This window comes from Paenibacillus sp. BSR1-1, assembly GCF_030403775.1.
In the GTDB taxonomy this organism is placed as follows: domain Bacteria; phylum Bacillota; class Bacilli; order Bacillales; family Cytobacillaceae; genus Neobacillus.
In genome coordinates, this window is sequence record NZ_JAQMWQ010000011.1 from 107,831 (window position 1) to 119,932 (window position 12,102).

Here is a 12,102-nt window from a genome sequence, read left to right on the forward strand (position 1 = left end):
ATCCGTTAGTGTAAATAGATTTGTTAATAATATAACGAAAAGATATGGTTCCGTGCTCACTAATTTTAACAAGCCAAAATGAACAAGTTTTTTATTCAAAACTTGTTCATTTTTGGCTTATTTATTTTCCCGGAATAAATTTTTTACGTACGACGCATATAGGCACGGACCGTTATAGGTGCAAAAATGGCCACGATGACTGCTGCTCCAATGAGGGAAATAACAAAATCGGAGCCAATGATAGTGTTGTTAACAAGATCACGGACAGCAGTAATCAGATGTGATAGCGGGTTCATCTTTACAAACCACTGCAGCCAGTCGGGCATGGTGTTGACTGGTACGAAAGCATTAGAAAGAAACGTAAGGGGGAACAGCGCAAGCATCGAAATCCCCTGTACACTAGAAGCAGTTCGCGCAATCACACCAAAGAAAGCAAAAATCCAACTAATGGACCAAGAGCACACAATGACGAGAATTGCTGCAATAACTACATAACCAAGTCCTCCATCAGGCCGATAGCCCATAATATACCCCATGGTAAAAGTAAGCACAGTCGCAATGGTATATCGGATTGTATCTGCTAAAAGTGCTCCCGCTAACGGAGCAATTCGTGCAATCGGAAGGGACTTAAACCGGTCAAATACCCCCTTATCCATATCCTCACGCAGTTGAACTCCCGTGACAATGGAAGTCGTAATAACGGTCTGCACAAGGATGCCGGGAATTATGACCGGCAAATAGTTCTTTACATTACCTGAGATGGCCCCGCCAAAGATATAGGTGAACATGAGAGTAAAGATAATTGGCTGAAGCGTGACGTCGAAGAGCTGCTCGGGTGTACGCCGTATTTTCAGTAAACCTCTATAGGCCATTGTCAATGAATTTCGTACCGCCTGACCTAAGCCCGTATTGTTTTTCAGTTGACGATTAAGTGAAGTACTTTTCATCCTCTTATCTCCTCTACTTCGGGCATTTCATATGGCGCACTAGATGCGTTCTCATTCACACCATGTCCAGTGATAGTCAGAAAGACTTCATCAAGGGTCGGTTTCTGTACACTTAGCTCTGCTAGGTGGATTCCCGCCTCACGAAGGGCGATTAGCAGATCCGCAACTCGATCGGCATCTGCCATCGGTGCAGTAATCTTCCCGCCTTCCGAAGATACATTCGACTTTACGTTTAACACCCTTTCAACGGTATGACGAGCCACACCTATATCCAGTGAATTTTCAATTCTTAAATGTAAGGAAGATCGGCCAACGGATGACTTTAATTCATCCACGGTACCCTCTGCAACGACTATGCCTCGATCGATTACCGCAATCCTGTCTGCCAGTTCATCGGCTTCTTGTAAATACTGCGTTGTTAACAGTACGGTTGACCCCGTACTCACTAATCGGCGGATAGTATCCCACATTTGATTTCGTGTACGCGGATCAAGCCCCGTAGTCGGTTCATCTAAAAAAATGAGCGGTGGCTGGGAAATGAGACTTGCCGCCAAATCCAGCCTGCGGCGCATGCCGCCGGAAAAATTTTTCAACGGACGTTTTGCTGCTTCCGTTAAGCCAAATTCCTCGAGCAGCTCCGCTGCCTTACGTTTTGACTCTGCCCTGGAAAGACCAAGCAGCCGGGAGAAAATGACCAAATTCTCGGTTGCGCTTAGCGACTCGTCGACAGAGGCATACTGACCTGTAACTCCAATTAATTGCCGCACGACCTGGGACTCCTTCATCACATCATGTCCAAAGATATGTGCAGACCCTGCATCCGGCCGGAGTAAGGTTGCCAGCATTCTGATGGTGGTGGTCTTGCCTGCTCCATTCGGTCCAAGCAGGCCATAAATGGTGCCAGCGCGCACATTCAGATTTACGCCGTTAACGGCACGATTTTCACCAAAATTCTTTATGAGGCCGCGGGCTTCAACGGCCCAATCACCATTGTTCGGTATTGTTCGGTGTATCATTTCCATTCCTCCCCTTCACTGGGTACATAGTAACAAACATTTGTGAACTGAATATGAACTTTCTCCTCGCTCTCTTGTTCATATTAAGTTCATAAAGAAGGAGTATGCTAACAACAGCTTGAATATTTTTTAGAGGTGAAATAATGATAAAGTTTTTGAAAAAAAGCGGAGAGGTTATAGCTTTTTTAATTCTATTATATCTATGCTGGTCAGCCACTTTTTTCATCACCCCCGGGTTATTCCATGTTCTTTCAATCAAAAGTCTCTATTTGAGGCAGATCATCAATTCCTTTTTGGGCATGTTCTTCTTTGGTCTAATCATGTATGGCCTTTCCAAAATTAGATTTTTCCAAGAAAAGCAAAGTCTCTTTTTGCGGCCAATGATTGAAGCGATGGAAAAGATGGCTCAGGGGAATTTTAATATTGATCTTTCTTTCTACCAAAATGAGTTTAGGAATCGAAATCATCCTTTTAATGAAATAGCAGAGAGTATTACCCATATGGCAGCACAACTTGGTGAAATGGAACAAATGCGCCAAGAGTTTATTTCCAACGTTTCTCATGAAATCCAGTCTCCGCTGACGTCCATTTCAGGTTTTGCCCATGCATTAAAAACTTATCAATTATCTGTTGATGAGCGCAAACAATACCTGGAAATCATTGAAGTGGAGAGCATGCGGCTTTCAAAGCTTAGCGAAAATCTGTTAAAGCTGACGTCTTTAGAGTCCGACCATCCGCCATTTGAGACGAAAACCTATCGTTTGGACCAGCAATTGCGAAGAGTAATCCTTTCGAATGAACCACAATGGCGAAATAAAAACCTTGAAATGGATGTTTCCTTAGATGAAATAACCATCCATGCGGATGAAGACCTGATGGATCAAGTTTGGATCAATTTAATCCATAACAGTATTAAATTTACACCTAATAATGGAATAATAATGGTTGAATTAATAAAGAAAGATTCAGATAAGGTAGAAGTGATCATTAAAGATACAGGAATTGGAATGACGAATGAGGTTCAAATGCATATATTTGAGCGTTTCTATAAAGCCGACCCTTCGAGGAGCCGCACAAATGGCGGAAGCGGATTAGGACTATCCATTGTTAAGAAAATCATTGAAATGCACAAAGGAGAAATACAGTTAGCAAGTTCGCCAAATGAAGGAACAGAAATAAAAGTGTTATTGCATATTGGTCAATAATAGCGTGCTGGAAGGACACTTAATAAGGATACCGTTTAATGTGCTTGAAAATATAAGATTGGTTGGGTATTCTTAAAGCACAATCTCCTTTTAAGGATGTGTTTAACCTGCGATTAAATAAATATATTTCCGAGTCTGGAAAAACATCTAGACGCGGTGCAGATAAGTTGATTAGTGAAGGAAAAGTGTCCATTAACGGAAAAGTTGCTACATTAGGAAGCCAAGTCGAACCAGGAGATGATGTTCGGATTGGTGGAAATCCGGTCAAAGTGGATAAAAATTACGTTTATATTGCCTTAAATAAACCGGTTGGCATTACTAGTACGACAGAAAGACATATTAAAGGCAATATTATTGATTTAGTCAACCATCCATTAAGAATATTTCATATAGGAAGACTGGATAAAGATTCTGAGGGCCTTATCCTCCTGACTAATGACGGAGATATTGTTAATGAAATTCTGCGTGCTGAAAATAAGCATGAGAAGGAATATATCGTGACAGTAGACAAGCCAATCACTCCAGAGTTTTTAAAAGGAATGGCAGGAGGCGTAGAAATACTAAATACAAAAACGCTGCCTTGTAAAGTAGAGCAGCTTTCTAAATATGTTTTTCAAATCATTTTAACACAGGGTTTAAACCGACAGATTCGCCGTATGTGTTCTGCCTTGGGATATGAGGTTTGTCGACTGCAACGAACACGAATCATGAATATTCATTTAGGTAACCTTCCTATTGGCCAATGGAGAGATTTATCAAAGAAAGAACGCACTCAATTATTTAATGAACTTAATTATGAGCCAAAAGAATGGTAAAAAAGAGTGTGAACCGAATCTACAAACAATTTCGGTTCACACTCTTTTTATATTTATTTAGAATTTTAGTATTATGGTTTTCACATTAAAAGATTTCCAATCGCCCATAATAGAACAAAACTAATTACAATGGCTAAATTGGATAATGTTCCTATGAATTTCTTAAACTTCATATAGGGAATTTAGTGTAAAAAATCTGCCACTATTTATGATAAGGTTCACCGCGGTTAATCCGAAACGCCCGATAAATCTGTTCGACCAATATCAACCTCATCAGCTGATGGGGAAAGGTCATCTTTGAGAAGGATAATTTTTCATTCGACCTCTTCAAAACCTCATCGCTAAGACCCAAGGATCCCCCAATAACAAAGGCAATTTTACTTTTTCCGTATGTTGCAAGCTTATCTATTGAACCTGCAAGTTCCTCCGATGATTGTAATTTCCCTTGAATCGCTAAGGCAATCACATATGTATCCTGGCTAATCTTTGCTAAAATTCTTTCGCCCTCTTTTTGCTTTACCTGCTGCATTTCCGTATCACTTAATTCTTCCGGTGCCTTTTCATCAGCAACTTCGATGACTTCGACCTTTGCATAGGCCGATAATCTCTTCAAATATTCCTCAATTCCCTGCTTCAAATATTTCTCTTTTAATTTACCAACCGTCACAATCGAGATATTCACAATCCACAACCCTTTATTTTTAGATTACAAACAGGTTACAAACAACATATCCACAGAAGTTATCCACATTATCCACACCTTTATCCACATTTAGTATGGAATCACTTGTTCGCCACAATATATACAGCCGGGTTTTGACAATATTCACAGGTTGTTGATAAATTATCCACACCAATTTTTGATAAAACCGGAAAAGTTTCTGTTTCATCCACAACCGTATCTAAAGCAATATCCACATGCTCCTCACAACTATAAATCATCTTTCATCTTCACCTTTCCTAACTCTTTTAATCCTAGTGTTTACGTTCCAGATACCTCTCATACGACAACTATCATATCATAATAAAAACAGGACAGCCTCCGCCGTCCTGTTTTCTTCATCCTTATTGTAATCTTTCTCCTGACAGTGTCAGTGTCGTTTCTTTAAGCTTGCCATCGCGATAAAATTTGACCTTTAATTTCTCGCCGATTTTCTTTTTCTGGTATAAGTGCTTGCGCAGGTCGATAACGTCATTTATTTTTTGGCCATCCATTTCTACAATGACATCCAGCTCTTGTAATCCTGCTTGTGCTGCTGGGGAATTCGGAACTACCTGTCTCAATGCTACACCGTAATTGACATCTCTCGGCAATTTCAATGCTTCCTCTTGGTAGTAGGCAGGGATTTCAGATACTGATTTTAAATCCACACCCATATATGGACGTTTGACAGAGCCAAAACGCTCTAGATCATCAATGATAGGCTTGGCTGAATTGATTGGAATTGATAATCCTATTCCTTCAACCGCCTCCTGGGAAATTTTCATGGAGTTGATGCCAATCACCTGTCCGGCCATATTGATTAACGCACCACCGCTGTTTCCTGGATTAATCGCAGCATCAGTTTGCAAAACCTCTGACTGCCAATCGACAACCCCATTTTGGTCGATATCAACCGGGATGGTCCGTTTAAGACCTGAAATGATTCCTTGTGTAACTGAGCCTGAAAAAGTCGCACCAAGTGGATTTCCAATTGCAATAACCGGTTCACCCATTTTTAAACTATCGGAATCACCAAATACCGCTACTTTCTTTACTTTGCTTGCATCTATTTCAAGGACTGCTAAATCTGTCCAAATATCACTTCCTAGCAGCTTTGCAGGGATCTTCGTTCCATCTGTCAGGCTTACTTCTAGTTTGGTTGCACCCTCAACAACATGATGGTTGGTGACAACATATGCCCGGTTATTGTCTTTTTTATAAATAACACCGGAGCCTGTTCCCGCTGCCTCTTCAGAGTTATCGCCATTACCATTCCCATTGTCAGACCAAAATCCCGTTGACTGGATATTATTGATGCCAACAACAGCTGCAGCTGTTTTATCAACGGCATCAGTGGTATCTGTTTTGACGTCATAGGATACCTGCTGGTGAATGACGTTCTGCTGATTTGTATTATCTGTTGTATTGGCAGCCGTATTTTGATTGGTTTCAATTTTATAAGGTAGTACCCCTCGATTAGACAGGGCTGGAAGAGCAACGATTACTATAATCGCTCCAAGGATAGCGCCGACTAAACTGGCAATAAAAAATCCGCCCCGATTTCCTTTCTGTTCCCGATAACGCCCCTGTGAATGATCATCATAATAACCCACTGGACACCATTCCTCTCTCTCGAAATGATTGCTATCTTTTATTTTGGCTTATAATAACAATTATACTCTCTCGGCCCTAAATTTAAAAAAATTTGACAATTATTCCATAAAATTTACGACTTTGTTCATAGATTTTTCATACTTATAAAAGAAGAGTGAAGATTGCTCTTCGCTCTTAGAAAAAACACTATACTGCTGTTAAAATGGTTGGTATTTTCGGGTCTGTATCGTAAAGATCGAATTGTTCTCCGACAATCAGGCCTCGGCTCTCTAATGTCTGCGTTACAGACATTTTCGCCAGGTCTTTCATATTATTATCAAGGCTTAGATGGGCGAGGTAGACTCTCTTGGTCCGATCGCCTATTACATCACTCATTGCCAGGGCCGCATCTTCATTGGAGACATGGCCGATATCGCTGAGAATTCTTCGTTTAATGTTCCACGGATACCGTCCCATACGAAGCATTTGCACATCATGATTGGACTCAAAAATGTACACGTCAGCATTGGAGATTGTCCCCTTCATGCGGTCGCTGACATACCCTGTATCTGTAATGAGCACAAGCTTTTTTCCTCCATTATGAAACACGTAAAACATCGGTTCCGCAGCATCATGGGATACGCCGAACGATTCAATATCCACAGCACCGAAAGTCTTCACCGTTTCCATGTTAAAAACAAACTTTTGCTCTGTAGGAATCGCCCCTACATTTGTTTCCATCGCCTGCCACGTTTTTTCGTTCGCGTATACAGGCAATTTATATTTTCGTGCGAGAATGCCAATCCCTTTAATATGGTCGCTGTGCTCATGAGTGACAAAGATGCCGGATAGCTTGCTAATATCGCGGTCAATTTGTTGAAAAAGCGTCTCCATCTGTTTGCCGCTAAAACCGGCATCCACTAGAAAGGAATGTTCGTCTGACTCTACATAAAGGGCGTTCCCCGTACTCCCGCTTGCTAGAATGCTATATTGTAAAGACATACAGTTTCACTCCACACTTAATTTTTCTTCGCTGTTAAAATTAATGATCTCACCTTCAAAGGCATTTACAAACAAACTCTCCTTATCATCGACCACAAAGCGCCAGGTAGGCGCTAATAATTGAGAGGCCGACAGCGGAACAAGTGTCGAATAGCCGAGCTCGATCTTTGTAATTTTACTCTTCGGTTTCAAGACTCCCTTTTGATGAAGCGTTTCAATCGCCTTTAACGGACGGAGGATCTCTTCTTTTTCCGCCAGCTTATCAATTCTTTCAAGATAGGTTTGCTGATACGAAACAATTTGATTACTGGAATTATAATTGAAGGTGATCATCCCGTTAATATTGTTATACAAAGGCATATTGTTACTTTGCTGAAAATAGGTGATTGTATTTTTTTTATCATTTTTCTCCCAAAATAGATAATGATCACCATACAGGACACTTTCGTTTAAAAAAGACGAGAGCTCTGCTGGTTCAAACTTTGAACTTAGCTGCAAAGGCTTCTCCAGCGTCGACTGCAGTGTCGTCCCCGGTCCTTTAAGAGAAGCAGACTGACCCTTTAGTTTTTCAATATCCCCTCTGGTAAAGGTTTTCGGCTTAGCGCTAAGATATTGAGCCTTAATCGGGTTCTTCGGCAGTTCTACATATTTGATTTCATCCACTTTCAATTTCTCTTCAACCGATGCCTCCGTTAAAACCTCATATTTATTGGCATCTCGGATCTTCATGAATTGAAATAAAAGATACACATCCAGTATCAAGAAAGTTAAAATAAATATTGTTTTTATTTTACTCCAATCCATGCTTCAGTCCTCCCAGGTCATCCATCGTGATCTCTTCCCACGTATTATCATAGCGATAAAACCAGGCTGGTTCTAAAAGGATCAGCATATTTTCTTCAGTATCCCTTTCCATCCGATAGCCTAATACCATTTCTTGCAGAAGCTCTGGCTTAAAGTTCCTTTTGTTTTGTAAAAACTTCAAGGCAGCATGGCCGGAAGGACGGGTAACCTTTTGAATTTCAGTTGTTAATGGGAGTTCTAAAGCAATGTTTGGACGAATATATTTGTTGATTTCATCCCGGCCCCAAACCTCTGTAATTTCCGACAGTCCTCTTTCATTAAAAACAGGATAGCCATCCCTGCTGTACATTCTGAAGGTAACAGAGCGGTTATATTCACTTTTGGAAACGAAGCGGTAAGGGTCTGTCCAGCCGCCGTGTTCATTAACAAAATCAATACTCCGTTTCACTAGATCATACGAGCTGGCAATATATCGTTCCTCTGCGGTTGGATTGACATAGAGGAGTATATTGCTATCAAAGTTCACAGTCATTTTGCTTGAATCGTCGGTATATTCTTCACCTGCAGGCAGCGGGCTTTTTTGGACGAAGCTTGGATTTCTGAAAAGCGCTTCTTTAAACTCATCGGAATTAAGGTCTTTGGGCAAATATTTATACCTCATCATTTCCTGATCCCCTTCGGGAAGGAACAGCGTCCGTTTTTCAGATGCTTTATATCCAAAGTAACGTGGCAGACTCGCTGCATTTTTATAAAAGCTTTGATTAAAATCGTTTAAATTGTTAGAGGAAATATGACTGATATACACCTGCTGATTTTCAGTTGAAACAAAATAAACAATACCATTATCCTTATCAGAACCTTCAACATTAATAATAATGCGATTAAAATTGAAAGCAGGTATTCTTTTTCCCTCGATGTTCAAGACACTGCGATATAGCTCGATGGGAACTTCTCCTGGAAACTGGATTTCCGTATTGCCGCTATTATGGCTTAGTTCCTCAATATTTTCGATTTTTTCCGTTACATTTTTCACATCAAAAAAGGTCCACTGACCTAATTCCTTAACCACTTTGTCAATTTCACCCGTGTTATTGATTCCATAATGCTGCCCTTTAATATGGAAAAGAATCTGATCAGGCCTGACAATTTTTTGAACCTCTTGTTTTTCACTAACAGTGACTTCGGCAACATAATTACTTTTTTCCATTTTGTCGTAATTAGGCTGATAGGTCCAAAGATTCCACGTTAACAAAATACTAACCAAAACCAATATCGTTAAAATCACTGATTTAATATCTTCGTATCTCATGACCATTCATCCTCTTCTGAACGCTCATACGGCAGGGAAAAAGAGATAATCGTACCTTTCCCTTCTTCACTTTTTGCCCAAATCGCTCCGCCATGGGCATTCACCATTTCCTTTGCAATGGCCAGCCCAAGACCCGTACCGCCCAATTTCCGGGTTCTAGCTTTATCAACACGATAGAAACGGTCAAAAATCTTTCCGATATTCTCTTTTGGAATTCCCATTCCTTGGTCCGATACACTAACAATGATTCGATCTTCCTCTTCTTCAATCGAGAAGGTTACCAGACCGCCTTCAGGGGAATACTTCAAGGCATTGGAAATGATATTGTACAACACTTGCGTCATCTTATCTTCATCAACCTCAACAAAGATAGCCTCGTTTGGCAGCTTTCGTTTAAATGTGACGTTTTGCTCCTTGGACATTTCAAACCGATCAATAATGCGGTCATAGAAATCGACAAAATTAACCCATTCTATTTTCAGCTTGTAATCGGTACTATCCATTTTTGATAGCTGAAGGAGATCATTAACCAGGCGGATCAATCTTTCTGTCTCCGTCCGCGTTACCTCTAGAAAATTAGGAGCAATTTCTGCATCCTGCCATGCACCATCTGCGAGTGCTTCTAAATAACTCCTCATCGTTGTCAAAGGTGTCCTAAGTTCATGTGAAACATTGGCAACAAATTCTCGTCGTTCAGCATCAATTTTTTCCTGCTCGGTGATATCATGCAGGACGGCAATAAGTCCATTTACAAAACCCGTTTCTTTTTGAATCACGGAAAAATTAGCGCGGAGAATATAGCGTTTTTTCTTCGTACTGTAATCCAGTATTAAGGAATCCTTTTCTTCTAATAGGTCCTCAAAGGTATTCGTATCATCTAAGTCTAACAACTCCACAATCGGTTGGGACAAAACTGTTTCACGTGAAACATTCAGCATCTCCGCAGCGGGTTCATTGATTAAAATAACCCGTCCTTTACGGTCTGTAGCAATAACCCCATCTGTCATATACGATAAGACGGAGGATAATTTTCTTCGTTCTCCTTCCGTCATGGCCTGGGCCTCTTGGAGCTTTTTCGTTAAATTGTTAAAGGCGATGGCGAGTGTGCCAATTTCATCATAGCCATACACTTTAACCTTCCGCGAAAAATTCCCCTTCGCCATCGCTAACGCCTGCTTCTTCATATCTGCAATCGGCCTGGTGATGGTTTGGGCGAGTAATATGCCTAAAACAGCCGTAATCGATAAAGCGATGGCTGTCCCGGTTGCAAAAATGCCATTAATTGTTTTCATTTGTTCAAACACATTTTCAATTTTAGCAACAAGATAAATGGCGCCAATCACTTTTTTGTCCGACTTAATGGGGGTCGAGAGGACCCATATCCGATAACCGTTTTTCTGGTCAATCTTGATGGCACTTTGTTCCTCTTCCAAGGTCATCGATTGTTTTACCCGGAGCTCTGTTGTCCTTTGGCCGACCACACCTTGACTGCTGGAGGGAGAGGCACCAAGAATTTTAAGTGATCCGTTTTCAATCACCTGAACCTCCAAAATATCACCGGTCACAAAATCTTTTAAGGTCTTTTTAATATCATCCTCGAGGCTCGGATCTTCAGTAGTTCTTTCCTTTCCCATTTCCTGAACAATATTATAGCCAAGCAAATTAACGCGTTCTTTTAAGGAAGTTTGGAAGTTCGTTCTTAATGTTTCTTCCAGCTGCCTGACAAAATAAACACCGATAATTTGCATCGCAACTAATATAAGGAGGACATAGATGATGACAAATTTAACGTGTATGGAGCGAAAAAATCCAACCTTTCTCATCAAGGCCTTACTCCTGTTCAGGATTACGCAAATAGTAGCCAACACCGCGGCGCGTAACAATCCATGTTGGGTGGCTTGGGCTATCCTCAATTTTTTCACGCAGACGTCTTACAGTTACATCGACAGTCCGGACATCTCCGTAATAATCGTAACCCCACACAGTTTGCAATAAATGTTCTCTCGTCATAACCTGGCCAATATGCTTCGCCAGATAGTAAAGAAGCTCAAACTCCCGATGGGTTAGTTCAATCGTTTCTCCGCGCTTTGACACGACATAGGCATCAGGATGAATCACAAGAGAGCCAATTTCAATTTCATTCGTTTCCGCTTCAGCATCTGGCTGAGTCAAGATTTGCTGATGACGGCGTAAATTCGCCTTCACACGGGCAATTAATTCCCTTGTGCTAAACGGCTTTGTTACATAATCGTCTGCACCAAGCTCAAGTCCAAGAACTTTATCGATTTCTGAATCCTTCGCTGTCAGCATAATGATCGGCATTTCATATTTTTTTCGGACCTCACGACAGACCTCCATGCCATCCCGAAGCGGCAGCATAATATCTAAGAGAATTAAGTCTGGCTGAATTTCTTCTACTAATTGAAGTGCTTCATTTCCATCATAAGCGCAATAGACAACATAACCTTCTTTTTTGAGATTAAACTGCAAAATATCTGCAATTGGCTTTTCGTCATCAACAACGAGAATTTTCTTTTCCATACCATTTCTCCTTTTTAAAAAGTAATCTATTCAATAAAAAATCACTATAAGTCATACCTACTCTATTTTACTTTACCATTGTTTCAGTTTAAATTCATCTATTAGTAGCATTTGTCAAGATTGGCAAGGTAAATCCTTGCAAAAAATAAAAAAAGTCTCTAGCAGGT

The 12,102-nt window shown here is 40.6% G+C and carries 12 protein-coding genes; 2 read left to right on the plus strand and 10 right to left on the minus strand.

The window, feature by feature from the left end; translation table 11 throughout:
- Positions 1–143 precede the first annotated feature (143 nt).
- Together PH210_RS16525 and PH210_RS16530 are read right to left on the minus strand one after the other, a co-directional pair.
- Positions 144–947, minus strand: a complete 804-nt coding sequence (locus tag PH210_RS16525) for an ABC transporter permease (protein WP_289987040.1) — start codon at positions 945–947, stop codon at positions 144–146.
- Entirely contained in the window at positions 944–1,963 is a 1,020-nt protein-coding gene (locus PH210_RS16530) for an ATP-binding cassette domain-containing protein (RefSeq protein WP_289987042.1), read from the minus strand. Before PH210_RS16530 ends, PH210_RS16525 begins: the two co-directional genes overlap by 4 nt.
- Before the next feature lie 143 nt (positions 1,964–2,106).
- On the opposite strand from PH210_RS16530, the gene PH210_RS16535 reads away from it, so the two are divergent.
- A complete protein-coding gene (locus tag PH210_RS16535; RefSeq protein WP_289987044.1) occupies positions 2,107–3,168 on the plus strand; it encodes a sensor histidine kinase in 1,062 nt (353 codons plus the stop codon).
- 98 nt (positions 3,169–3,266) lie between these two features.
- Positions 3,267–3,983: a 23S rRNA pseudouridine(2604) synthase RluF gene (gene rluF / locus PH210_RS16540; RefSeq protein WP_289987103.1), complete on the plus strand. Its 717-nt coding sequence runs from the start codon at positions 3,267–3,269 to the stop codon at positions 3,981–3,983.
- A 202-nt stretch (positions 3,984–4,185) separates the two neighbouring features.
- Here rluF and rlmH read toward each other — a convergent pair whose 3' ends face one another.
- From rlmH to yycF, 8 genes are all read right to left on the minus strand, one after another.
- On the minus strand, positions 4,186–4,665 hold the full coding sequence (gene rlmH, locus PH210_RS16545) for a 23S rRNA (pseudouridine(1915)-N(3))-methyltransferase RlmH (RefSeq protein WP_289987045.1): 480 nt from the start codon (positions 4,663–4,665) through the stop codon (positions 4,186–4,188).
- Between the two features lie 101 nt (positions 4,666–4,766).
- Positions 4,767–4,925 (minus strand): CxxH/CxxC protein, encoded by a 159-nt coding sequence (locus tag PH210_RS16550; RefSeq protein WP_289987047.1) that lies wholly within the window; start codon positions 4,923–4,925, stop codon positions 4,767–4,769.
- A gap of 123 nt (positions 4,926–5,048) precedes the next feature.
- Positions 5,049–6,299 carry a S1C family serine protease gene (locus PH210_RS16555; RefSeq protein ID WP_289987048.1) on the minus strand — a complete coding sequence of 417 codons (1,251 nt, stop codon included), beginning with the start codon at positions 6,297–6,299 and terminating at the stop codon, positions 5,049–5,051.
- 187 nt (positions 6,300–6,486) lie between these two features.
- Positions 6,487–7,281, minus strand: a complete 795-nt coding sequence (gene yycJ / locus PH210_RS16560; RefSeq protein WP_289987050.1) for an exodeoxyribonuclease YycJ — start codon at positions 7,279–7,281, stop codon at positions 6,487–6,489.
- Between the two features lie 6 nt (positions 7,282–7,287).
- Positions 7,288–8,085, minus strand: a complete 798-nt coding sequence (locus tag PH210_RS16565) for a two-component system regulatory protein YycI (RefSeq protein ID WP_289987051.1) — start codon at positions 8,083–8,085, stop codon at positions 7,288–7,290.
- Positions 8,072–9,394 (minus strand): YycH family regulatory protein, encoded by a 1,323-nt coding sequence (locus PH210_RS16570; RefSeq protein WP_289987054.1) that lies wholly within the window; start codon positions 9,392–9,394, stop codon positions 8,072–8,074. Before PH210_RS16570 ends, PH210_RS16565 begins: the two co-directional genes overlap by 14 nt.
- Positions 9,391–11,217: a cell wall metabolism sensor histidine kinase WalK gene (gene walK / locus PH210_RS16575; RefSeq protein WP_289987056.1), complete on the minus strand. Its 1,827-nt coding sequence runs from the start codon at positions 11,215–11,217 to the stop codon at positions 9,391–9,393. The genes PH210_RS16570 and walK overlap by 4 nt, the downstream gene beginning before the upstream one ends.
- A 7-nt stretch (positions 11,218–11,224) precedes the next feature.
- A complete protein-coding gene (yycF, locus tag PH210_RS16580; RefSeq protein WP_289987057.1) occupies positions 11,225–11,935 on the minus strand; it encodes a response regulator YycF in 711 nt (236 codons plus the stop codon).
- Positions 11,936–12,102: the final 167 nt, after the last annotated feature.